We start from the raw sequence: 23,210 nt of genomic DNA, 5'->3' as shown, positions 1-23,210 counted from the left end.
GGCTCTCAGAGCTCGACGACCGTGCGGATCGAACGTCCGCGCCGCAGCGCCTCGAAGCCGTCATTGATACTGTCGAGGCTGCAGCGGCCTGTGATCAGCTCGTCGAGCTTGAGCCGGCCGTCCAGATAGGCCTGCGCCAGAAAGGGAAAGTCGCGCCGTGGCCGCGCGCCGCCATAGCTCGAGCGGCGAAATCGCTTCTCGCCCATCAACGCGCCCCAGCGAAAACTCACGTCCCGCGTGACGTCGATCTTGCCGAGCCAGATCACCTCGCCGCCCGGCCGTACCGCCTCCGCGGTCTGCCGAAACGCGTTGGGATGGCCCGCCGCTTCAAGGATGACGTCGGCGCCGCGGCCGCCCGTCGCCTGCTTTGCGAACTGGACCGGGTCCTCGCGGGCCGCGTTGACGACGTGCGTGGCGCCGAGCTGCCGCGCCAGCGCCAGCTTTGCATCATCGAGGTCGACCGCGATGACAGCACCTGCGCCGGCAAGCCGGGCGCCCTGCACCGCTGCCAGCCCGACCGCGCCGCAGCCGGTGACCATCACGGTATCGCCGTGACCGATGGCGGCGACGTTCAGCGCGGCGCCGACGCCGGTCATGACGCCGCAGCCGATCAGGCACGCGCGGTCGAACGGGATGTCGTTCGGCACGACGATCGCCTGCTGGGCCGGCAGCACGACATATTCCGAGAACGCGCCGAGGAACATCAGGTGCGTCAGCTTGCGTCCGTCCGCGAGCTGCGCCTTCGATGCGCCGTCGAAATGCACGCCTTCCGCGCCCCGCGCGAGATAGGTCTCGCACAGGATCGGCTGCGCGCGGTCGCAGTGAAAGCAGTGCCCGCAATGCGGATTCCAGGACAGGATGACGCGATCGCCGACGCTGATGTCGCGCACCGCGCTGCCGATTTCCTCGACCACGCCGGCCGCCTCGTGCCCGAGGATTATCGGCAAGGGATAGCGCAACGATCCGTCGATGACTTCGAGATCGGTGTGGCAGAGCCCCGCGGCGCGCACCTTCACCACGACGTCGGTCGGCATGGGCGGCGCAAGCGATACGCGCTCGACGGAGAGCGGCGTTCCGCTTTGATGCAGCACCGCCGCGCGACAGGTCAGGGTCATCTCAAGAATTCTCTGCCGGGGACATCAGCACGGGCTCAGGCCGTCTGTCCGGAGCGCAGCGCCGCGACCGCCTCGTCGAGATCGGCCGAGGAGAGCTCCCATTCATTGTCGAAATTGGCGACGACGCGCCGCATGAAGCTCTCGTGCAGCGCTTTCGCGGCAGCGGCATCGTGCAGATGGTCATAGAGCAGCGCGAAGGCCAGTTGTGCCGGCTCGGGCCCCTCGTAGCTCCATTCAAAACCGTGCTCGGTGAGACGAAGCTGGTCGTAATGCGGTGACAGCGGCTCGCCGTCGACCAGCACCGAAATGCCGTCGATGGTGCGGTCCCCGGTATAGCTCGCCATCGGATCCTCCCTGTGCTGCAGCATCATATCAGGAGCTCGATCAGGATCCTGGCGGACGCATCTTGAGGTCCTTCTTGACGACCTCGGGGAAGATCCACATCGCGACCGTTGCGAACACGCCGAGGAAGGCGACCGCATAGCTCGGTCCCCGCTGGCCCAGATAGACCATGAAAAAATATCCGCAGGCCGCCGTGGCGAGGCAAGCCAGCGACAGCATGAGCTTGATGTGGCTTGGCATCGAGACCTCCCTTCAGGTCATCCAGTTGTGAAACGACGGTGCCGCCACGCGGACCAGCAGCGCAAGCGCTTCGATCATGGCGCAACAGGACAGCCGCAATCCCGCGCGTCCGTCGCGCCACCATTCCGGCAGCGCCTGAAACAGCCCGGGCAGAAACAAGAACAGCACGCCGCCCACGACAACGACGGTGGTCCAGCGCAATTCGGCCAGCGCGAATGCCAGCGTGCCGGCGAGCAGCATCACCCACAATGCGGTGGTCATCGTGACCGGCAGGACGGCACGTCCGCGCAGCGGATACATGCCGGCCAGCTGCAGGAAGCCGATGCAGCACACGCTCCACAGCAGGCCGAACCAGGCGAGGCCTGCGAGATTGGGTTCAAGCTGCGGCATGCGGCACCGATTGCTCCTTCGCCACGACCCGCGGCGTCCGCGCCGTGCGGCGCATGTCGGTCTTCACGTGGCGCGTGCTGTAGCCGTTGAAGATGTGGCCCAGCAAGCCGCGATTGAGGTCGGAGGTGCCGAACACATAGTCCATCACCGGGAAGGTCAGATTCATGTTCCGCTCCATCATGATCGACTGGTTGTGATGGGCGGTATGATGCCGGCGAATGGTGTTGACGAAGGGCATGTTGCGCACGAAGGCATTTTCCTCGACGTGGCAGCAGAAATGCATGAACTCGTAGATCAGGTACATCGAGGTCGTCGTGGTGATCAGCAGCCAGCCGGTGTTGGCCGAGATCACAAGACCCGCGATGATCGCCGGCGGGATCGACATCAGGGTGAACACCACGAGCGCATAGGGCGGGAAGAAGGTGACGCGCCAGTCGTGATGATCGGTGAAGCGCATCTCCTCTTCGGTGAAGAACTGATGGTGCATCAGGGTGTGGCGGCTGTAGACCGCGCGCAGCAAGGGCACATTCGAGGGCCGGTGCATGACGAAGCGATGCACCGCCCATTCGAAGAAGTTTGCGATCAGGAAGACCACGGGAATGGTGAGGTATTCCCACCATTTCACGTCGTGCACATTGGCCAGATAGACATACAGCGCCGTGAAGCCGATCGTGTAGATCAGCACGACATGCAGCCAGCCATTGTACCAGCCCACCACGCGCTCGCGGTAGGTCGCGCGATATTTGCGCTGGCGGTCGGTCATCCCTGTTGCAGCCAACTCCATCGCAGGTCCCTCCGTCATTCGTTATCTGACATATCAGTAGCACATCAGTTGCCAAAGGCAAGCTGCCTTGGTGGGCCGGACGCGGTCAGGAAAAGGGATCGGCGCGCGGAACCCACGCAAGACGGAGCAGGAAGGCCTGGCTGGATTCGAACGGTCAGGCGGGTTGCGCCCTGCCCGCCCACCCCGGCGAAGGCTCGGACGGAAGCGACCCCCATGAAAAAAGCCGCCCCGGATGATGTCCGGGACGGCCTGTAGTATTCGACAGATTCAGAAGGTCAGAGCAGGCCCGCGCCGCGCGCCCACTTGTACTTGGCGCCGAGCACCTCGACCGGGAGTTCGGTCGAATAGGCGTAGGCCGGGATGCCGTGCTGGTAGAGATATTCGGCGGCTTCCTCGACCTCGACGTCGCCGGCGAGCGAGGCGACGATCGGCTTGACGAAGCCCTTGGCCTCCATCTCCTTCTTCACCTCGACCATGTTGCGCGCGAACACCATCGGCGGCGTCACGATGGTGTGCCAGTAGCCGAGGATCAGCGCGTGGATGCGCTCGTCCGACAGGCCGAGCTTGACCGTGTTGACATAGGTGATCGGCGGCTCGCCGCCGGTGATATCCACAGGATTTCCGGCCGCGCCGAACGGCGGGATGAACTTGCGGAACGCCGCATCAAGATCCGGCGGCATCTGCATCAGCGACAGGCCGTTGTCGACCACGGAGTCGGAGAGCAGCACGCCGGAGCCGCCGGCGCCGGTGATGATCAGCACGTTCTCGCCCTTCGGCGTCGGCAGCACCGGCACGCCGCGGGCGAATTCCAAGAGTTGCCGGAGCGAGCGCGCGCGGATCACGCCGGACTGCTTGAACACGTCCTCGTAGATCTTGTCGTTGCCGGCGAGCGCGCCGGTGTGCGACGAGGCCGCCTTCGCACCCGCCGAGGTGCGGCCGGCCTTGAGCACGACCACCGGCTTCTTCTTGGAGACGCGCTTGGCGGCCTCCGCGAAGGCGCGGCCGTCCTTCAGGTCCTCGCAGTGCTGCGCGATCAGGTTGGTGTTGGGATCCTGCTCGAAGAAGGCGAGCAGATCGTCCTCGTCGATGTCGGACTTGTTGCCGAGGCCGACGATCGCCGACACGCCCATCTTGGCCGAGCGCGAGAAGCCGATGATCGCCATGCCGATGCCGCCCGACTGCGACGACAGCGCGGCGTGGCCCTTGACATCGTAGGCGGTGCAGAACGTGGCGCAGAGATTGGCCGGCGTATAATAGAAGCCGTAGATGTTCGGCCCCATCAGGCGGATATTGTACTTCTTGCCGACCTCGACGATCTCGGCCTGCAATTCCGGCGCGCCGGCCTCGGCAAAGCCCGAGGGAATCAGCACCGCGCCGGGGATTTTCTTCTCGCCGCATTCGGCGAGCGCGCCGGCGACGAATTTCGCCGGGATCGCGAACACCGCCGTGTCGATCACGCCGGGCACGTCCTTGACGCTCTTGTAGGCCTTGTAGCCGAGAATCTCGTCGGCCTTGGGGTGGATCGGATAGATCTCGCCCTTGTAGCCGCCGTTGATGAGGTTCTTCATCACGGAGTTGCCGATCTTGCCGTCCTCGGCGGAGGCGCCGATCACAGCAACGCCCTTCGGCTGCATGATTCGGCTCATCGCGGCGACGATCTCTTCGGTCGGACGCGGCGCCGGGCGCGGCTTGTAGTTGAAGTCGACGACGATGCGGACGTCGGCCGCGATCGCGTTCTTGCTGGTGGCGAACACCGGGTTGAGGTCGAGCTCGACGATCTCGGGGAAATCGCTGACCAGCTGCGACACCTTGACGATGACGTCGGCGAGCGCCTCGCGATTGACCGCCTCGCCGCCGCGCACGCCCTTCAGCATCTCATGCGCCTGGATGCCGTCGAGCATCGACAGCGCATCGTCCTTGGTCGCGGGCGCGAGGCGGAAGGTGATGTCCTTGAGGATTTCGACCAGCACGCCGCCGAGACCGAAGGCGACCAGCTTGCCGAACGAGCCGTCGGTGATCGAGCCGACGATCACCTCGGTGCCGCCGCCCAGCATCTGCTGGACCTGGATGCCCTCGATCTTGGCGTCGGCCTTGTACTTCCTGGCGTTGGCGAGAATCGTCTCGTAGCTCTTCTCGGCCTCGGCGGCGCTCTTGACGCCGACCACCACGCCGCCGGCCTCGGTCTTGTGGAGGATGTCTGGCGAGACGATCTTCATCACGACCGGGAAGCCCATGTCGGAGGCGATGCGGGCGGCCTCGGCCGCCGACTTGGCGACACCCTCTTTCGGCACCGGAATGCCGTAGGCATCGCACACCACCTTGCCTTCAGGCGCGGTGAGGCTCGTGCGCTTGTCGGCCCTGACCGCATCGAGAATTTTGCGGACCGCATCCTTCGAATTTGACATTGGCTTCCTCCTGGGACAGATTTCGTGGCATTTGGTATGCCAAAAACGCAATTGTCAAGGTCAGTCAAGGTCCAAAAAGATCGAAAAATATAGGCAGCTTGACATTCTGGTATTTGGCATGCCAAAAATCTAAGGTAATTTCTTCTGCTAAGAAGACGTCTCCAAGAGGAGGAGACGAGTCGTGCCAGAACCGAAACAGACCAAGGCGTCGCCCACCATGGCTGACACAGATATCGCCATCGTCCGGATCGCGCCGGAGACGAGCTTCAAGAACAAGGCCTATGAAGCCTTGAAGGAAGCGATCCTGAAGATGGACATCTACGCGACGCCGGAGCCGGTGATGCTCGACGAGCGCGCACTGTCCGAGCGCCTCGGCGTCAGCCGCACGCCGATCCGCGAAGCGATCGCGATGCTCGAACAGGACGGATTCGTGAAGACCGTGCCGCGCCGCGGCATCGTCGTGGTCCGCCGCACCAAGGCGGAGATCGTCGACATGATCCGCGCCTGGGCGGCGCTGGAGAGCATGGCGGCGCGCCTGATCACGACCACCGCGCGCAAGAAGGACATCTCGGCGCTGCGCGACTTCTTCAAGGACTTCAGCGACGATCGCCTGCCGCAGGATCACGTCGAGGAATACTCCAAGGCCAACATCGCCTTCCACCAGGCGCTGATCTCGCTGTCGGAATCGCCTGTTCTGGTCGACCTCACCAATGACCTGCTGCTGCATGTGCGCGGCTATCGCCAGCTCACGATCGGCCGCAAGGACCGCACCGCGACCTCGCTGCCCGAGCATCTCGGGATCATCGAGGCGCTGGAAGCGCGCGACACCGAGCTCGCCGAGAAGCGCGCGCGCGACCACACGCTTGGGCTTGCCGCCTATGTCGAGGCGCACGGCCAAGAATTATTCACGTAGAGAACCGTTCACTTAAGTTTGAGAGTCCACACCCGCTTCAGACGACAATCAGATCGTCCGAACAAAGAACGATCAGGGAGACGATGCCGATGCTGAATACCGCTACGAAGTCCGAGGCACCGGGCACCGAGCAAGAACTGACCGATGGCTTCCATCTCGTCATCGATGCGCTCAAGCTCAACGGCATCGACACCATCTATGGTGTGCCGGGTATCCCGATCACGGACCTGGGCCGCATGGCCCAGGCGGCGGGCATTCGCGTGCTCTCGTTCCGCCACGAGCAGAATGCCGGCTATGCGGCTTCGATCGCCGGCTTCCTGACCAAGCGGCCCGGCGTCTGCCTCACGGTGTCGGCGCCCGGCTTCCTCAACGGCCTCACCGCGCTCGCCCACGCCACCACCAACTGCTTCCCGATGATCCTGGTCTCGGGCTCGTCCGAGCGCGAGATCGTCGATTTGCAGCAGGGCGACTATGAAGAGATGGACCAGCTCGCGATCGCCAAGCCGCTGTGCAAGGCGGCGTTCCGCGTGCTGCACGCCCAGGACATCGGCATCGGCCTCGCGCGCGCGATCCGCGCCGCGGTGTCGGGCCGTCCGGGCGGCGTCTATCTCGACCTGCCCGCAAAGCTGTTCTCGCAGGTGATGAACGCCGACGCCGGTCAGAAGTCGCTGGTCAAGGTGATCGACGCCGCGCCCGAGCAGATCCCCTCCCCGTCTTCGGTCAAGCGCGCGCTGGACGTCCTGAAGAGCGCAAAACGCCCGCTCATCATCCTCGGCAAGGGCGCGGCCTACGCGCAGGCCGACGAGGCGATCAAGAATTTCGTCGAGAAGAGCGGCGTGCCGTTCCTGCCGATGAGCATGGCCAAGGGCCTGCTGCCCGACCTGCATCCGCAATGCGCGGGTGCGGCGCGCTCGACCGTGCTGAAGGAAGCCGACGTCGTGATGCTGATCGGCGCCCGCCTCAACTGGCTGCTCTCGCATGGCAAGGGCAAGACCTGGGGTGAAGCCCCGAAGAAGTTCATCCAGGTCGACATCGAGCCGAAGGAAATGGATTCCAACGTCGAGATCGTCGCCCCCGTGGTCGGCGATATCGGCTCCTGCGTGTCGGCGTTCCTCGACGCCATGGGCGCGAACTGGACCGCGGCGCCGTCCGACTGGCTCTCGACCGTCAGCAAGAAGCGCGACGACAACGTCGCCAAGATGGCGCCGAAGCTGATGAGCAACGCTTCGCCGATGGATTACCATGGCGCGCTCGGCGCGCTGCGCGCCATCATCGCGGAACGTCCGGACACCATCTTCGTCAACGAGGGCGCCAACACGCTCGACCTCGCCCGCGGCGTCGTCGACATGCACAAGCCGCGCAAGCGGCTCGACGTCGGCACCTGGGGCGTGATGGGCATCGGCATGGGCTATTCGATCGCCGCTGCGGTCGAGACCGGCCTGCCCGTGCTCGCGGTCGAAGGCGACAGCGCGTTCGGGTTCTCGGGCATGGAGGTCGAGACCATCTGCCGCTACAGGCTGCCGATCTGCGTCGTGATCTTCAACAATGACGGCATCTATCGCGGCACCGACGTCAACAGCGCCGGCGACGATCCGGCGACCACCGTGTTCGTCAAGGGCTCGCGCTACGACAAGATGATGGAAGCCTTCGGCGGCGTCGGCGTCAACGCCACCTCGCCGGACGAGTTGAAGCGCGCGGTCAATGCAGCGCTGGATTCCGGCAAGCCGACGCTGATCAACGCGGTGATCGATCCGGCGGCGGGCTCGGAGAGCGGCCGCATCGGCAACCTCAATCCGCAGAGCGTTCTGCAGAAGAAGAAGTAACCCCTAACCCCATCACTCCCTGCGGGTGCAGGGGCATATAGAGTACGGAGCAAACATTATGACCAAGGCGCTGAAGGGCGTTCGCATTCTCGATTTCACCCACGTCCAGTCGGGTCCGACCTGCACGCAATTGCTGGCCTGGTTCGGCGCCGACGTGATCAAGGTCGAGCGTCCCGGCGTCGGCGACATCACGCGCGGCCAGCTGCAGGACATCCCGAACGTGGACAGCCTGTATTTCACCATGCTGAATCACAACAAGCGCTCGATCACGCTCGACACCAAGAACCCGAAGGGCAAGGAAGTGTTGACCGCGCTGATCAAGCAGTGCGACGTGCTGGTCGAAAGCTTCGGCCCCGGCGTGCTCGATCGCATGGGCTTCCCCTGGGAGAAGATCCAGGCCATCAACCCGAAGATGATCGTCGCCTCGATCAAGGGCTTCGGCCCGGGTCCGTATGAGGACTGCAAGGTCTACGAGAACGTCGCGCAGTGCACCGGCGGCGCCGCCTCGACCACCGGCTTCCGCGACGGCCTGCCGCTGGTCACCGGCGCGCAGATCGGCGACAGCGGCACCGGCTTGCACCTCGCGCTCGGCATCGTGACCGCGCTCTATCATCGCACCCACTCCGGCAAGGGCCAGCGCGTCACCGCGGCGATGCAGGACGGCGTGCTCAACCTCGCCCGCGTCAAGCTGCGCGACCAGCAGCGCCTCGCCCACGGTCCGCTGAAGGAATACAGCCAGTTCGGCGAAGGCATTCCGTTCGGCGATGCCGTGCCGCGCGCCGGCAACGATTCCGGCGGCGGCCAGCCCGGCCGCATCCTGAAGTGCAAGGGCTGGGAGACCGACCCGAACGCCTACATTTACTTCATCACCCAGGCCCCGGTCTGGGAGAAGATCTGCGACGTGATCGGCGAGCCGACCTGGAAGACCGATCCGAACTACGCCAAGCCGCCGGCCCGCCTGCCGCGCCTCAACGAGATCTTCGCCCGCATCGAGCAGTGGACGATGACCAAGACCAAGTTCGAGGCGATGGAGATCCTCAACAAGGACGACATCCCCTGCGGTCCGATCCTGTCGATGAAGGAGATCGCCGAAGACCAGTCGCTGCGCGCGACCGGCACCGTGGTCGAGGTCGATCACCCGACCCGTGGCAAGTACGTCTCGGTCGGCAACCCGATCAAGCTGTCGGATTCGCCGAGCGACGTTCAGCGCTCGCCGCTGCTCGGCGAGCACACCGACGAAATCCTGCGCGAGGTGCTCGGCTTCTCCGATCACCAGGTCGCCGAGATCCACGACTCCGGCGCCCTCGACCCGCCGCGCAAGCAGGCGGCCGAGTAAGGGCTGCTCATTCAAAACCACGAATGGCCGCGGGCAACCGCGGCCATTTTTGTTTGGTTGACGGAAACATCCGTTCATACTCTATCAATGGCCAGTCACACACACTGCGAGCCGGTTGGCCGTCCGCCCCTCCTTCAGCTGCGGACATCAATGAAATCGACGCCCAATTCCGCCAACGGCCAGGAAGAGACATGGCTCTACCACATGGCCGGGCTAGACAACGGGAACGCCTGACACATTCGTGCAACTCAGATGGCGGCTCCGGCCAGCAAGAAAGCGCCGCCAAGCGCGACCATCACAAGTCCAGGCCAATTCGATTTGATGCCGAAGCCGCTACCCGGTCTTTCAGGTTCCAGCGTGTCATGCCCGGAGCGAAGCCACCTTCCACCACTGAATCGGCCTCGCCAGATCGGCTGATACGCCAGCTGGAGCACGCCGCCGAAAACAAGGAGCACACCAAGCCATATGAGGGTCATGCTCTCCTCCTGCACCAGTGAACGCCAACAGGTTGCTCCGCCGGAAACCGTGGTCAATTCAACGTCTGCCCGCTGCTCTCGGAATTAGAACGCCAGCGCGCCGCACGTAGACTGGCGATCACGCTCTCCGAAGCTCAGGCCACGTCAATCATAAGCATCCTGCTCAGTCTTCGTCCGGCTCGCGCACGACCGGCGGTTCGTCGGCTCCGTTCTTTTCGTCGTCTTGCTCTTCGTCCTCTTCGTCGTCATCAGGATCTCGGGGTGGCACCGTATTGCCCATGATCGTGAAGACACGCCAGTCGATCCTTGTGGGAACTAGCTCAGGAATATGCAGGGTCATGTTGTTGCTCCTCGGATGTGACCCCTGGAGCACTTTACCCCTTTTTCGAAGGGGCAGACACGGAATTGGCGGCCGGCGCGCACGAGGTCCGGTTTATTTCCGTCAGGCGCCCCTGAGATACGTGTCCGAGTTCGTCGGGCTCGGGCCAAAAGCCACCCATAGCGATCGAACTGGGCAACTTCCGCTCTACCTTAATCAACCAACACCACAGCCAGCCGGCGCACGGCGCTGGCGCATGCAAAGCAATACCCCTCATAAACGTCCGATTGCTGTGTTACGCTTCGATGTCCTGCTTTTCGCGGGACAGATATTTTCAATTCATTTTCAGGAGGCAATGCTATGCGAACTTATGTATTAGCCTTATTGATCGTCACGTCTGCGCCGTCCGCGTTTGCAATCGAGCTGCCGAAGGAAGGCAACTACGACTACACCGCGTGCTGGTCCGGCATGAACAACGTGATCACCTTCTCCAAGACACACACGGCGGCAAGTTACGAAATGACGGGTGCTATCCGAAGCACTTCTCCGGGCGGCATGTTTGACAAGCATACCTTCCGCTGCGTTGGAATGAATGCTTCGCTCGACGGCAAGAATACCGGATCGACGGTGTGCGAGGCCATCGATGCAGATGGCGACAAGCGCTTGTCGTACTTTTCTCTTGGGAGCGACGGCAAGATCACCCGAGAGAATGTCCTCGGCACTGGAAAATACGAAGGCATGGTCGCAAGCGGCACGGTCCAGCCACTGGGGCCTTTTCCGGTTATCAAGGCCGGAACATTTCAAGACTGCAATCACCAAACCGGCACCTATAAGCTGAAGTAAGATTCAAGCACCGGAATGCCGCTGTTTGAACAGCGGCACTCCGCCCGGAGTACGGCATTGGGCCGGCAATTTGCGTCAATTGGGGGTGTCCGGGTTGAGCGAAAGGGTGACGTCGTTCGGTACTCGCGATGTCCTGCCTTGGGCTATAAGGCTCACCTCCACTGGAGGTGAGCGAACTAACGAAAGCGCCCGCCCCTCACCCCTCCACCCCGAGCTTCCACAGCGGCGGCAGGTCGGCGAACGGCGGCGTGGTGTGGGCGATCACGATGGCGGCGCGCCGGCTGTCGGAATCGATCTTGCTGTTGACCGCCTTGACGTGCGCCTTCACTGCATCGAGCCCGACCCCAAGAATGGCCGCGATCTCCTCGTTCGATTTGCCCTGCGCGATCCACGACGCAACCTCGATCCGGCGCGGCGTCAGCGCGGGAAACGCCAACCGCAAGCGATCGCTCGGCGTCAGCGCCGCCAGCGTTCGCTCCTGCGCCTGGCGGTAGCCGCGTAGGATGTGCGGACGAAAACCCTGCATCCGGTCGCGCTCCTCGTCGCTGTATGCGGGCCGTCCCACGACGCGATGGCCGACAACCGTGACCACGTAACCGGCGTGCTCGAACGCGATCCCCATGATCCGCCGCGCGCCCGACGGCAGGAACACCTCCTTGGCGATCGGCAGCTCGACGAATTCCTCGTCGCTGAGGAAATCCGACTCGCGCAGCGCGCGTTCGCCATAGAACGCCGGATCGTGCTGCCAGAACGGATGCGAGTGCATGTGCTTCGCAAACGCCTGCATGCCGCGGGCACGAACCTCCGGATCGTCGCCGACCGAAATCAACGACCGGAAATCCCAGCTCGGACGATGGAACTCGGTGAAGCTCACCACCTCCGGATCGACCAGGCCGCCGACGCCGGCGAACAAGAGGTAGCCTGGCAGTGCGCCTTCGGCGACATGACCCCGACGGCGGCGCTCGCGTTCCAGAGCCTGGGAACCGGATTCACCGTGGCCGGCGTGCCGCTGGCGCGGAGCGCGGCACTGGTCGAAGGCGGGCTCGACCTGCGGGTCACGCCGCAGGCCAGCATCGGCATCGCCTATGTCGGCCAGCTCGCCGACCGGTCCAGGACCACTCGGTAAAGGCCGGTTTTAGCTGGAAATTCTGACCGGGCGGCGCCGCCGGGCTCCGCCCCTTCCACGCCGATCCGGAATGCCAATCTGCCGATTTTGCTGCATTGCACAGTCGTGCATGCTGCTATGCAAACAAGTCCGTTGTATCTGGCATCTGGTATACATAGTTTGGCTGCAGATGATGAGCCGGCCCATTGCTGGCCTCCAATGAAAGGGGACACCAATGTCCAAGACCACTGCACTGACGCTCGCGCCCTCCTCCACCCTGTTCGGCCGCCTGCTGGCCTCGATCGACCGCCTGCTGATGAAGAGCGCGGAGATCTCGAATCGCAACGGCGACCTGCCGCGCTTCGGCCTTTAAGCCAAGGGATTTCCGGCGCTCTCCGCCGGATGCAGCTTTCGTCGCAAGATGCGACCTGACATTGAACCTTCGACCAATGGCCCCGATTTTCGGGGCCATTTCCTTGCGCGCTGAACTAGTCTCCCGGGGTGCCCGGGCTGAGTCCTGTGCGGCATAAGCGCGCGCTGCCCCTGCGACAGCTTGAACCTTGGCATATCGGATACCAAGATGGCCATCGCGCGCTCATAAGCAACGACAAGGGGCGCACTGGGAGGATCTATGTCGGACATGGTTCAGGCAACTGCGGCCCCTGCGGCCGCGCGTGTCAGCGACACCTATCGCTGGACGCAACTCGCGATCGGCGTCGCCGCGATGGTGATGATCGCAAATTATCAATACGGGTGGACGTTCTTCGTCCCCGACATCCAGAAGAAATTCGGATGGGATCGCGCATCGATCCAATGGGCCTTCACGCTGTTCGTGCTGTTCGAGACCTGGCTGGTGCCGGTCGAAGGCTGGTTCGTCGACAAATACGGTCCGCGCATCGTCGTGCTGGTCGGCGGCATCCTCTGCGCACTCGGCTGGGCGATCAACGCGCAGGCGACGACGCTGAACGGCTACTATCTCGGCATGATCATCGCCGGCATCGGCGCCGGCGGCGTCTACGGCACCTGCGTCGGCAACGCGCTGAAATGGTTTCCGGATAAACGCGGACTTGCCGCGGGCATCACCGCTGCCGGCTTCGGCGCAGGCTCGGCGCTCACGGTCGCGCCGATCCAGGCGATGATCAAGGACTCCGGCTTCCAGACCACCTTCCTGTATTTCGGTCTCGGCCAGGGCATCATCATCGTGCTGCTCTCCTTCTTCCTGCTGGCGCCGAAGGCCGGACAGGTGCCGGCCGTCGTGGCGAACGCCAACATCATCCAGACCCGGCGCAACTATCAGCCGACCGAAGTGCTGCGGCAGCCGATCTTCTGGCTGATGTACTTCATGTTCGTGATCGTCGGCGCCGGCGGCCTGATGGTGACGGCGAACCTGAAGCCGATCGCGGTCGACTGGAAGGTCGACAGCGTGCCGGTCACGCTGATGGCGGTGACGATGACGGCCGTCACCTTCGCGGCAACCATCGACCGCGTCCTCAACGGCCTGACGCGTCCGTTCTTCGGCTGGATCTCCGACATGATCGGCCGCGAGAACACGATGTTCATCGCCTTCGGCATGGAAGGCATCGGCATCTGGATGCTCTACCTCTGGGGACACGACCCGGTTTGGTTCGTGCTGCTCTCGGGCTTCGTGTTCTTTGCCTGGGGCGAGATCTACTCGCTGTTCCCCTCGACCTGCACCGATACGTTCGGCGCCAAGTTCGCCACCACGAATGCGGGCCTGCTCTACACCGCGAAGGGCACCGCGGCGCTCTTGGTGCCGATCGCCAACTACATGCAGCAATCGTCGGGCAACTGGGACAAGGTGTTCATTATCGCGGCAGGCGCCAACATCCTCGCCTCGCTGCTCGCGATCATGCTGCTCAAGCCCTGGCGAAAAATCGTGGTCGCGAAATCGGCTACGGCTTAAGCAACCGCCTCACCACAGCCTGCGAAGCGCCTGGCCAAAAGCCGGGCGCTTTTCATTTTGCCGTTAGGAAGAGGCCCGTCCGGAGCGGCGCGTCGGAGGGCAGATTTGCTGCATTGCAGCAGAATGAAGGGCTTGCTTTCTGGAATATAGTATACCAACTTCCGCCGGCGCTTGCGACGATACGCCACAATAATTGCGACACTCGGTCACAAGACCAGCGCGCTCGGGAGGACTTGATGGTTTCCAGCAATACTGCCGTCACACAAGCTCAACCTTCGTCCAGCGGCTTCCGCTGGCTGCAGCTCGTCATGGGCATCGTCTGCATGGCGATGATCGCGAACCTGCAATACGGCTGGACGCTGTTCGTCGATCCGATCGACGGCGCGCACCACTGGGGCCGCGCGGCGATCCAGTTCGCCTTCACGATCTTCGTGGTGACCGAGACCTGGCTGGTGCCGGTCGAGGCCTGGTTCGTCGACAAATACGGCCCGCGGCTCGTCATCATGTTCGGCGGCATCATGATCGCGCTCGCCTGGGTGTTGAACTCCTATGCCGACTCGCTCGCCCTGCTCTACACCGCCGCCGTGTTCGGCGGCATCGGCGCCGGCGCGGTGTACGGCACCTGCGTCGGCAACGCGCTGAAGTGGTTTCCCGATCGCCGCGGCCTCGCCGCCGGCGCAACCGCGGCCGGCTTCGGCGCCGGCGCCGCGCTCACGGTGGTGCCGATTGCAAAGATGATCGCCGCGAGCGGCTATCAGACTGCGTTCTTCGATTTCGGCATCGGACAGGGATTGATCGTCTTCCTGCTCGCCTTCTTCATCCAGCCGCCCGCGGTCTCGATCCCGCCGAAGAAGAAGCAGCTCAATCTGCCGCAGACCAAGGTCGACTTCACGCCGCCGCAGGTGCTGCGCAGCCCGATCTTCTGGGTGATGTATCTGGTGTTCGTGATGGTTGCCGCCGGCGGCCTGATGGCGGCGGCGCAGATCGCACCGATCGCGCACGACTACAAGATCGCGAACACGCCGGTCACGCTCGCCGGCTTCCAGATGGCCGCGCTGACCTTCGCGATCTCGCTCGACCGCATCTTCGACGGTTTCGGACGGCCGTTCTTCGGCTGGGTCTCCGACAACATCGGCCGCGAGCACACCATGTTCATTGCGTTCGGCACCGGCGCGCTGATGCTGCTCACGCTATCCACCTGGGGTCACAACCCGGTGGTGTTCGTGCTGGCGACCGCGGTCTATTTCGGCGTGTTCGGGGAGATCTACTCGCTGTTCCCGGCGACCTGCGGCGACACCTTCGGCTCGAAGTTCGCGACCACCAACAACGGCATGCTCTACACCGCGAAGGGCACCGCAGCGCTCCTGGTGCCTGCCGCCAGCATCGTTGCCGCCAGCTATGGCTGGCAGGCGGTGTTCGTGATCGCGGTCGCCCTCAACGCCACCGCGGCGCTGATGGCGCTGTTCGTGATCAAGCCGATGCGCCGCGCCTTCATCAACGGCAACGAGGCTGCCGCCGCGGAAGAGACCGCGACGAGCGCCAAGACGGCTTAACAAGACGGCTTGGCTAAAGACCACCCGATCAGGACCGCTTGGTCCCGACATTTCCCCGGAGACTGATGGAGGCGCATTTCGGTGCGCCTCTTCTCTTTTTTGCCAGCTCAGGGATGCCAGATGCCACCACGCTTAGTGCGGCAGATCGCCCGCGCCGCCCACGGCCGCTCACAATCGTCGGAAATGTCAGCAAACCTGCCTATTTAAGCATTTTGCTAATGGTAGATTTCTGTGACAGCCACGTTGACAATTGGCATTTTGTATACCAGACTCCAGTCAACGATAACCAAGGAGGTTGCCATGCAAGTCGGAGATATCCTGCGCAAGAAGACCCCCCGCGTCGCCACGGTGCGCATGAACGAGACGGTGGCGATCGCCGCGCAACTGATGCGCGCCAGCAATATCAGCGCGCTCGTGGTCAAGGATGTCGTTCGCACCGAGGGTAACACCGCCGTCGGCATGTTCACCGAGCGCGACGTGGTGCGCGCGATCGCCGAGCACGGCGCGGCCGGTGCGAGTATGAAGGTGTCGCAGTTCGTCTCGGTGCAGCAGCTGGTGTCGTGCACATCGAGCGACACGCTCGAGCACATCCGTCACCTCATGACCAAGCACCACATTCGCCACGTGCCCGTCATCGACAACTACAGCCTGATCGGCGTCGTCAGCATGCGCGACATCGCCGCCGCGTTCGACGAGGAGACCGCCGCGTCGAAGAAAGACGCCGTGCCGGCGTAACACGCGCCTGCTTTGCCTTGCTCTCAGCCAGGCGCTGCGTGTTCGATCACGAGCGCCTGAACAGATGACGAAAGATTTCCGTCCCGCCCTCGCCTGACCGCCGCGGCCCGTCATTTCCGCATGGGCGCGCCGCAGGTCGCCGGTAGACAATTGCCGGACAGGACTGCATCCTTCCCTCGACATCCCATAACAACACCGTGCGCCGCCGTCCGCGCCACGGAAAATTTTGATGGAAACGAGGGCAGAATGATCAAGACACGTTTCACCGAGATGTTCGGCGTCGACCACCCGATCGTGCAGGGCGGCATGCAATGGGTCGGGCGCGCCGAGCTGGTTGCCGCCGTCGCCAATGCCGGCGCGCTCGGCATGATCACCGCGCTGACGCAGCCGACGCCGGACGATCTGCGCAAGGAAATCGCGCGCTGCCGCGAGCTGACCGACAAGCCGTTCGGCGTCAACCTGACCATCCTGCCCGCGATCAAGCCGCCGCCCTACGCCGAGTATCGCCAGGCCATCATCGAGAGCGGCATCAAGATCGTCGAGACCGCCGGCAACAAGCCGCAGGAACATGTCGACGAGTTCAAGAAGCACGGCATCAAGGTGCTGCACAAATGCACCAGCGTGCGCCACGCGCTGTCCGCCGAGCGGATGGGCGCCGACGCGATCTCGATCGACGGCTTTGAATGCGCCGGCCATCCCGGCGAGGACGACACCCCCGGCCTGATCCTGATCCCCGCCGCCGCCGACAAGGTGAAGATCCCGATGATCGCCTCGGGCGGCTTCGGCGATGCGCGCGGCCTGGTCGCAGCGCTCGCGCTCGGCGCCGAAGGCATCAACATGGGCACGCGCTTCATGTGCACCAGGGAGAGCCCGATCCATCAGCTGGTAAAGGAACGCATCGTCGCCAATGACGAGCGCGAGACCGAGCTGATCTTCCGCACCATGCGCAACACCTCGCGCGTCGCCAAGAACGCGATCTCGACCAAGGTCGTGCAGATGGAGAAGGAAGGCGCCAAGTTCGAGGACGTGCGCGAGCTGGTCGCCGGCGCGCGCGGCAAGATGGTCTACGCGTCAGGCGATGCCGACGAAGGCATCTGGTCGGCCGGCCAGGTGCAGGGCCTGATCCACGACATTCCGTCCTGCGCCGAGCTGGTGTCGCGCATCGTCCACGAAGCGGAAGCCATCATCAGCGAACGGCTGGAAGCGATGATGTCCGGCGCCAAGCGTCAGGCCGCGGAATAGGCCGGAGCGGAGCACGAGTGTTATCCGTCACCCTGAGGAGCGCGAAGCGCGTCTCGAAGGGTCGACGGCCACCAGCCGGGCCGTCCATCCTTCGAGGGCCGCTGAAGAAGCGGCCACCTCAGGATGACGGAATTCAAGTCATCTCGCGTTAGACACAAACGAGAAGAAGCCCATGAAAGCCTATGTCTACGGCCCTAACGGCCCTGAAATCACCGACGTTGCGAAGCCCGTGCCGAAAGGCACCCAGGTGCTGGTCAAGGTTCATGCCTGCGGGCTGAACCGCGCCGATCTCGGCATGACCAAGGGCCATGTCCACGGCGCGGCCGGCGGCGTCGGCACCGTGCTCGGCATGGAATGGGCCGGCGAGGTCGCCGAGCTCGGCCCCGATGCCAAGGGCGTCAAGGTCGGCGACAAGATCATGGGCTCCGGCGGCGCGGCGTTCGCCGAATACACGCTGGCCGATCACGGCCGGCTGTTCCGCGCGCCCTCGAACATGAATTTCGACGAGGCCGCAACCCTGCCCGTTGCGCTCGCCACCATGCACAACGCCGTCGTCACCAATGGCGCGCTGCAGCCGGGCCAGAGCGTGCTGATCCAGGGCGCAAGCTCCGGCGTCGGGCTGATGGCGATGCAGATCGCCAAGCTGAAGGGCGCCAGGCTCGTGGTGGGCTCATCGACCGACGCGATGCGTCGCGGCCGACTGAAGGAGTTCGGCGCCGATCTCGCGGTGGACTCGAAGGATCCCGGCTGGGTCGATCAGGTGCTGCAGGCGACATCAGGCGAAGGCGTCGACCTGATCGTCGACCAGGTTTCCGGACCGGTCGCGAACCAGAACCTCAAGGCGACCAAGGTCAAGGGCCGCATCGTCAATGTCGGCCGGCTCGGCGGCACCCACGGCGACTTCAACTTCGACCTGCACGCGGCGCGCCGCATCCAGTATATCGGCGTCACCTTCCGCACCCGTTCGATCGAGGAGATCCGCGCGATCTTCGAGGAGGTGCGCAAGGACATCTGGCCCGCGGTCGAGGCACGCAAGCTGCAGCTGCCGATCGACCAGGTCTACAAATTCGCCGACATCGGCAAGGCGTTCGAACACATGGAAGCCAACAAGCACCTCGGCAAGATCGTGGTGACGCTGTAGCAGCAGGCTCCGGCGATCGTCATCGTCATTGCGAGCGACGGGCGGATCAGCCAACGGGTCCGCGCTTGCCGCGTGCTACGCCCTGGCACTTTCGCGTGCGATGTTCAGCCGACCGGTCCGGGAATCCAATAGTCCCCCGCAAGCGGGCTGACCTTGACGCCACTGATGACTCCGAGCTCCAGGCTTGGATCGAAATAGCGCATCGTCCGCTCGTTGAGGTCAATGATGCGGCCAGGCCTGAGTGGCCCCACGTCATTTATCTTCACGATAACCTTCTTGCCGACAGCCTCGACGAGGGCATATTTCGGCCTCGCGCCAAATTGGACCCCACCAAACTTCCGACGCAAGCTCGTCTTGATGGCAGCCGCCCAGACCGAGTGATCATAGCGCTCGCCGGAAGCTGTGCTTGGACCGCCCTCCTCCTTGCCGGGCTTGAACGGATTGTACATGGATGCCGCACCAACGATTGCATCTCCACACGCGGCGTTGACGACGGCACTTGAATGAACCGCACCGATTTCACTTCGAGCAGCGGTGCCAGAAACGGCGAGCGCAACCAGGGCGCCGCAAATTGCGGCGCTCGAGCCGAACAGCATCATAACTCCTTGATTGATTTTCTTCGATCGTCCGGTTCCCGATGCCGCAAAACATGGTCAAGCGAACGCGGACGCGTTTACGCGTGCCAATTCCTTGCGGATTCGTGCCAGTTCCGGCGGTGGAACCATCGTGAGAACCTGGGCGGCCCTCACACCGTGTTTTTCAGTTTCTCGCTCGACTAAAACAGAGATTGCGTCAGCAAAATGACTGAATGGAGCTGTCTTCGACAGCGCGTGAGGAGTGTATCGTCACCTTCCGCACCCGATCGATCGCGGAAATCCGCGCGATCTTCGACGAGGTGCGCAAGGACATCTCGCCCGCGATCGGGGCGCGCAAGCCGCAGCGGCCGATCGACCAGGTCTACAAATTCGCCGATATCGGCAAGGCGTTCGAGCACACGGAAGCCAACAATCACCTCGGCAAGATCGTGGTGACGCTGTAGTCGGTACGCACTGCTGCGTAGGATGGGTAGAGCGAAGCGAAACCCATCGATGTATCCGGGCAGCGAGTGATGGGTTTCGCTGCGCTCTACCCATCCTACAGCTACCGCGTTGATCCGCCCTACGCACCCGGTCTGACCTGTGTGATGGCGACGCCGGAGATCGCGAGCAGTCCGCCGACAACCAGTTTCGGCGTCACCTGGTCGCCAAGGAACAGCACGCTCGAGATCAACGCGAATACCGGAAGCAGCAGCCCGAACGGGGCGACGCGGGCCATGGAGCAACGCCCGATCAGCCAGAACCACAGGCCGAACCCGACAATGCCGCCGATGAAGACGGTGTAGGCGAGCGCCAGCCAGCCACGTTGATCCGCCGTGCCAAGGCTCGCCAGCTGTCCATATTCGAGCAGCAGCGACATCAACATCACCTGCGGCACCGTGAGCAGCGATGACCATCCCATCAGCATCAGGGGATCGAAAGGGCCGTAGCGTTTCGTCAGGACGGTGGACACCGCGAATGCGAACGCTGCCCCGACCACAAGCAGCAGCGGCAGCACGTTTGCCGACAGCCCCGGCCCCGCCGCCAGCACCACCACGCCGACGAACGCCAGCACCACGCCGGCAGATGTGATGAGCGACGGCCGCTCCGCGAGCAGCGGCCAGGCGAGCAGCACGGTGAAGGGCGGGGCGAGTTGATAGGCGACGGCCGACATGCTCCCCGAGCCGAGCCCAAGGCCGACATAGAACAGCCCGAAGTTCAGTCCGCCGAGGAAAACCGAAATAGCTGCGACAGGGCCGAGCTGTTGGCGTGTCGGCCTTCTGACGAACGGAACAAGCAGCAGCGCGATGGCCAGGAAGCGCAGTCCGAGGAAGAACAGCGGCGGAAACTCGGTGACGCCGACCTTGATGACCACGAACTGATAACCCCAGAGCAAGGGAACGGCCACCGCGCAGATGATCTGGATGGCAGACATGGCATCCTTCCTTTCAAGACCGATCGGTCCATAAATCGGCACGCCGATCCCGCGGGCGTACAATGGACATCAAGGTCATTCCAACAGTTGCTTATTTGATGAAGCGAGCGAGGAGCGCGTCAGCAGTGGCCTGCGACGTGGTACGTGCCGGAGCCGTCTTGGCGACCACGCGCAGCCCCCAAAGGAAACAGATCAGAATTCGGGCGGCACTCGAAGGCTCGACGCCATCGGCCAATCTGCCCACGGTCTCCGCACGGGAAAATGCATCCGCCACCCTGGCCTCCATGGTTTTGAAGAAGCTCGCGAAGCGACGACCAACCTCGGCATCCTGGCCGGCCAGTTCCATCGCCGTCGCCACCAACAGGCAGCCGCGCCGGCCATTGGCACCGCACGCGCGCTCAACGTAACCGGCAAGGTAGGCCCGCAGGCCGTCGACCGGATCTCTGCGGGGATCGAGTTCATCATCCATCCGGGTCAGGGCATCGGCAATGTAGCGATCGAGTGCGCGCAGGAACAGCGAGTGCTTGTCACCGAAAGCGGCGTAAAGGCTGCCGCGCGACAGCTTCGTCGCACGAAGCAGGTCCGGCAGCGCAGTGGCGTGATAGCCGCGCGACCAGAACACATTCATGGCGCGCTCGACAGCGGCGTCCACGTCGAAACTTCGCGGGCGGCCACGGGGCGACTGCGCTGGGGTTAGGCGACTCATGGTCGATATATAGACCGATCGGTCTTTAAATGGCAAGTACCGCTTCGGGTCACTTCTGATCGAGTGCAGTCGGCGGGCAGTCCGCGGGACGCGGCTGAACGACCTGTCCGCGATAGCTCGAAGAGCGAAGGCGGAAGCGATAGCCATTGATAGCGCCGCGCGGAGAGATGACGAGTCTCAAAGGCCTCGACGGCATTGGCTGACCAAGAACATGCCGGCCCGAATGGGACCGAGGGCTGACGAACGGTCATAGCTGCTCAGTGGGCTTCCTACGGCGCGCGTGCAATAGGCGGCGGCGTCCAAGTGCGGTCTAGGACTTCGCTCTTTGGCGCATAGAGGCGCAGCATCAGCGTGAAGGGTCCTTTGGCGACCGGCAACCAGTTCGCTTCCTTATCTGTACCGGGCGACGTGGATTGGACGTAAAGGTCGAGCGACCCGTCCGCGTTGGAGACAAGATTGCTACGATCGCCAATGGCCTGACGGTTCAGCGAATTAGGAATGAAATAGCCCTCACCATCATAAGCCGTCAGTGACCAGAAGCCTTCGACCGGAGGGAACTTGCCCTTTTCGAAATGCAGGACGTAGTTCGAATTGCCGTCGAGCGGTCGACCATCAGCGTCGGTAGTGGCGGACGGATAGACGGCATCTTGCGGCAAGTTCATGCCAAGACCATAGGATGCGACGGAGGCGCGGTATGGGTAGTCGACGCCGAAGTCTGCGCTGCGTATGTTGTACGCCCACCCCTTGCTGCCCATGCCAGCCGCCTGTTTGCCAAGCTTGGCGACGGACGCCTTACCGTCGGACGTTGCTCGCTCGAAAGCTTGTTTGATTGCGGGCGTCGATGCGTTCAGGTTGAAATTTTGACCGACCTTAAAACCAACCCGCTCCAAACGATGGATCATTGGATAATCCAGAGGGTTCGGCGGATTGTCCTTTAGGATTTCGGCAAAGCGGTCGAAAAACGTGGCAGCGTCCATCTTCTCGACTTGCTCCGGTGACGGCGTTTTCATGTCGATCTTTGGATCCACTTTGCCTTTGGGTGGAACGTAGTTTCCTTTTCCCCATGCTGAGAGTGGCGTCAGTTTATAACTCAGTTGTATCTTATGAACATTGTCGTAGTCCGACGGACCGTTGGTCTGCGTACGTCCCGCAATGGCAACATAACGGGTCGGGCTACGGATTATCTCTAGACCGCGCGGGGCGCTGCCCTGCCAGCGAGGGCCAACGACGAGAAAATTGCGCGCTGTGTTGCGACCGGTCGTGCGCGTTCCCGGAGCAGCGAACACATCGGTCCACAAGCTCAGCATCGGCAACATGAAATAACGATCCGTCGCAGGGACCGAAAGGACGATTGGCTCGCGACCAAGGTCAAGGCTGGCGACGGAATACAACGTATCGACGTTCGGCCGCACGACTGCTTTGAAGTCCGCCGACGGGAAGGCCTTGGCGTGACCAAATTGATTGAATGGAGCTTGCGCCGGAATGCCGGTTGGCTCGGCATAGTTCGCCGCCTGTATCGTCGTCACGTACTCGAGTACAAGTGGATACGCGTAGACATACGCATCGCGTGCGATCTCGTACGCTTGATCATTAGAGACGGCCTGTGCGCCTGCCGGTGTGGTCAGCACCAAGCTGCACATGGAGAGAGACGCACAAGCGAATTGGACGACTGCGGCTGTTGCTTTCATACTGTGCTCCCTCGACCGAACTTTTGCGGAACACAATAACCAACTACTCAAAGCGAGTCTTATGCAGATTGCGCCAGTCCGCAACCCGCAGATGTAATCCATTCTGGGTCACCAAAGGCT

General features: G+C 63.1%; 25 protein-coding genes. 12 read left to right on the top strand and 13 right to left on the bottom strand.

Annotation, left to right across the window (positions count from 1 at the left end; all coding sequences use genetic code 11):
* Positions 1-5 precede the first annotated feature (5 nt).
* From ACSKB9_RS39110 to ACSKB9_RS39085, 6 genes are all read right to left on the bottom strand, one after another.
* Entirely contained in the window at positions 6-1,115 is a 1,110-nt protein-coding gene (locus ACSKB9_RS39110; protein WP_253609455.1) for a Zn-dependent alcohol dehydrogenase, read from the bottom strand.
* A gap of 35 nt (positions 1,116-1,150) precedes the next feature.
* Positions 1,151-1,459 carry a DUF6166 domain-containing protein gene (locus ACSKB9_RS39105; protein WP_438079651.1) on the bottom strand — a complete coding sequence of 103 codons (309 nt, stop codon included), beginning with the start codon at positions 1,457-1,459 and terminating at the stop codon, positions 1,151-1,153.
* A gap of 40 nt (positions 1,460-1,499) precedes the next feature.
* The gene (locus ACSKB9_RS39100) at positions 1,500-1,697 is read right to left on the bottom strand and encodes a hypothetical protein (RefSeq protein WP_438079650.1); all 198 of its coding nucleotides are present in this window, start codon (positions 1,695-1,697) and stop codon (positions 1,500-1,502) included.
* 12 nt (positions 1,698-1,709) lie between these two features.
* Positions 1,710-2,087 carry a hypothetical protein gene (locus ACSKB9_RS39095; protein WP_438079649.1) on the bottom strand — a complete coding sequence of 126 codons (378 nt, stop codon included), beginning with the start codon at positions 2,085-2,087 and terminating at the stop codon, positions 1,710-1,712.
* The gene (locus tag ACSKB9_RS39090) at positions 2,074-2,871 is read right to left on the bottom strand and encodes a sterol desaturase family protein (protein WP_438080587.1); all 798 of its coding nucleotides are present in this window, start codon (positions 2,869-2,871) and stop codon (positions 2,074-2,076) included. Before ACSKB9_RS39090 ends, ACSKB9_RS39095 begins: the two co-directional genes overlap by 14 nt.
* 275 nt (positions 2,872-3,146) lie before the next feature.
* Positions 3,147-5,276, bottom strand: a complete 2,130-nt coding sequence (locus ACSKB9_RS39085; protein ID WP_438079648.1) for an acetate--CoA ligase family protein — start codon at positions 5,274-5,276, stop codon at positions 3,147-3,149.
* A 217-nt stretch (positions 5,277-5,493) separates the two neighbouring features.
* Here ACSKB9_RS39085 and ACSKB9_RS39080 point away from each other — a divergent pair, with 217 nt between their 5' ends.
* From ACSKB9_RS39080 to frc, 3 genes are all read left to right on the top strand, one after another.
* Entirely contained in the window at positions 5,494-6,189 is a 696-nt protein-coding gene (locus tag ACSKB9_RS39080) for a GntR family transcriptional regulator (RefSeq protein ID WP_050387017.1), read from the top strand.
* An 89-nt stretch (positions 6,190-6,278) separates the two neighbouring features.
* Complete coding sequence (oxc, locus tag ACSKB9_RS39075; RefSeq protein ID WP_229189925.1) at positions 6,279-8,012, top strand: oxalyl-CoA decarboxylase; 1,734 nt, start codon at positions 6,279-6,281, stop codon at positions 8,010-8,012.
* 58 nt (positions 8,013-8,070) lie between these two features.
* Entirely contained in the window at positions 8,071-9,348 is a 1,278-nt protein-coding gene (gene frc / locus ACSKB9_RS39070) for a formyl-CoA transferase (RefSeq protein ID WP_438079647.1), read from the top strand.
* A gap of 248 nt (positions 9,349-9,596) precedes the next feature.
* Here the strand turns inward: frc and ACSKB9_RS39065 are convergent, their stop codons facing one another.
* Both ACSKB9_RS39065 and ACSKB9_RS39060 read right to left on the bottom strand, forming a co-directional pair.
* Positions 9,597-9,824, bottom strand: a complete 228-nt coding sequence (locus tag ACSKB9_RS39065; RefSeq protein ID WP_438079646.1) for a hypothetical protein — start codon at positions 9,822-9,824, stop codon at positions 9,597-9,599.
* Positions 9,825-9,987: 163 nt separating this feature from the next.
* Positions 9,988-10,164 carry a hypothetical protein gene (locus ACSKB9_RS39060; protein WP_438079645.1) on the bottom strand — a complete coding sequence of 59 codons (177 nt, stop codon included), beginning with the start codon at positions 10,162-10,164 and terminating at the stop codon, positions 9,988-9,990.
* A 339-nt stretch (positions 10,165-10,503) separates the two neighbouring features.
* On the opposite strand from ACSKB9_RS39060, the gene ACSKB9_RS39055 reads away from it, so the two are divergent.
* Positions 10,504-10,986 carry a hypothetical protein gene (locus ACSKB9_RS39055; RefSeq protein ID WP_438079644.1) on the top strand — a complete coding sequence of 161 codons (483 nt, stop codon included), beginning with the start codon at positions 10,504-10,506 and terminating at the stop codon, positions 10,984-10,986.
* A gap of 196 nt (positions 10,987-11,182) precedes the next feature.
* On the opposite strand, the gene ACSKB9_RS39050 is transcribed toward ACSKB9_RS39055, so the two are convergent.
* Positions 11,183-11,860, bottom strand: coding sequence for a helix-turn-helix transcriptional regulator (locus ACSKB9_RS39050; RefSeq protein WP_438079643.1), 678 nt, complete (start codon positions 11,858-11,860; stop codon positions 11,183-11,185).
* On the opposite strand from ACSKB9_RS39050, the gene ACSKB9_RS39045 reads away from it, so the two are divergent.
* From ACSKB9_RS39045 to ACSKB9_RS39015, 7 genes are all read left to right on the top strand, one after another.
* On the top strand, positions 11,840-12,112 hold the full coding sequence (locus tag ACSKB9_RS39045; protein ID WP_438079642.1) for an autotransporter domain-containing protein: 273 nt from the start codon (positions 11,840-11,842) through the stop codon (positions 12,110-12,112). The genes ACSKB9_RS39050 and ACSKB9_RS39045 overlap by 21 nt on opposite strands.
* A gap of 214 nt (positions 12,113-12,326) precedes the next feature.
* Positions 12,327-12,464 (top strand): hypothetical protein, encoded by a 138-nt coding sequence (locus ACSKB9_RS39040; RefSeq protein WP_016848357.1) that lies wholly within the window; start codon positions 12,327-12,329, stop codon positions 12,462-12,464.
* Positions 12,465-12,722: 258 nt separating this feature from the next.
* Positions 12,723-14,015 carry an oxalate/formate MFS antiporter gene (gene oxlT / locus ACSKB9_RS39035; protein WP_057020267.1) on the top strand — a complete coding sequence of 431 codons (1,293 nt, stop codon included), beginning with the start codon at positions 12,723-12,725 and terminating at the stop codon, positions 14,013-14,015.
* A 236-nt stretch (positions 14,016-14,251) separates the two neighbouring features.
* Positions 14,252-15,568, top strand: coding sequence for an oxalate/formate MFS antiporter (oxlT, locus tag ACSKB9_RS39030; RefSeq protein ID WP_028331533.1), 1,317 nt, complete (start codon positions 14,252-14,254; stop codon positions 15,566-15,568).
* Positions 15,569-15,868: 300 nt separating this feature from the next.
* The gene (locus ACSKB9_RS39025; RefSeq protein WP_028331534.1) at positions 15,869-16,303 is read left to right on the top strand and encodes a CBS domain-containing protein; all 435 of its coding nucleotides are present in this window, start codon (positions 15,869-15,871) and stop codon (positions 16,301-16,303) included.
* Positions 16,304-16,549: 246 nt separating this feature from the next.
* Entirely contained in the window at positions 16,550-17,545 is a 996-nt protein-coding gene (locus tag ACSKB9_RS39020; protein WP_438079641.1) for an NAD(P)H-dependent flavin oxidoreductase, read from the top strand.
* 172 nt (positions 17,546-17,717) lie between these two features.
* A complete protein-coding gene (locus tag ACSKB9_RS39015; RefSeq protein WP_438079640.1) occupies positions 17,718-18,686 on the top strand; it encodes a zinc-binding dehydrogenase in 969 nt (322 codons plus the stop codon).
* Between the two features lie 104 nt (positions 18,687-18,790).
* Here ACSKB9_RS39015 and ACSKB9_RS39010 read toward each other — a convergent pair whose 3' ends face one another.
* A complete protein-coding gene (locus ACSKB9_RS39010) occupies positions 18,791-19,285 on the bottom strand; it encodes an RlpA-like double-psi beta-barrel domain-containing protein (protein ID WP_438079639.1) in 495 nt (164 codons plus the stop codon).
* 209 nt (positions 19,286-19,494) lie between these two features.
* On the opposite strand from ACSKB9_RS39010, the gene ACSKB9_RS39005 reads away from it, so the two are divergent.
* On the top strand, positions 19,495-19,725 hold the full coding sequence (locus ACSKB9_RS39005) for a zinc-binding dehydrogenase (RefSeq protein WP_438079638.1): 231 nt from the start codon (positions 19,495-19,497) through the stop codon (positions 19,723-19,725).
* Positions 19,726-19,844: 119 nt separating this feature from the next.
* Here ACSKB9_RS39005 and ACSKB9_RS39000 read toward each other — a convergent pair whose 3' ends face one another.
* The 3 genes from ACSKB9_RS39000 to ACSKB9_RS38990 all read right to left on the bottom strand — a co-directional run bounded on the left by ACSKB9_RS39000 (position 19,845) and on the right by ACSKB9_RS38990 (position 23,090).
* A complete protein-coding gene (locus ACSKB9_RS39000) occupies positions 19,845-20,696 on the bottom strand; it encodes a DMT family transporter (protein WP_438079637.1) in 852 nt (283 codons plus the stop codon).
* Between the two features lie 91 nt (positions 20,697-20,787).
* Entirely contained in the window at positions 20,788-21,324 is a 537-nt protein-coding gene (locus tag ACSKB9_RS38995; protein WP_438079636.1) for a TetR/AcrR family transcriptional regulator, read from the bottom strand.
* Positions 21,325-21,671: 347 nt separating this feature from the next.
* Positions 21,672-23,090, bottom strand: a complete 1,419-nt coding sequence (locus ACSKB9_RS38990) for a DUF1254 domain-containing protein (RefSeq protein ID WP_438079635.1) — start codon at positions 23,088-23,090, stop codon at positions 21,672-21,674.
* Positions 23,091-23,210 lie beyond the last annotated feature (120 nt).

It is taken from the genome of Bradyrhizobium sp. BR 1433 (assembly GCF_051547665.1).
Taxonomy (GTDB): Bacteria; Pseudomonadota; Alphaproteobacteria; order Rhizobiales; family Xanthobacteraceae; genus Bradyrhizobium; species Bradyrhizobium australafricanum.
This window is presented reverse-complemented; position numbering and strand designations above follow the sequence as displayed.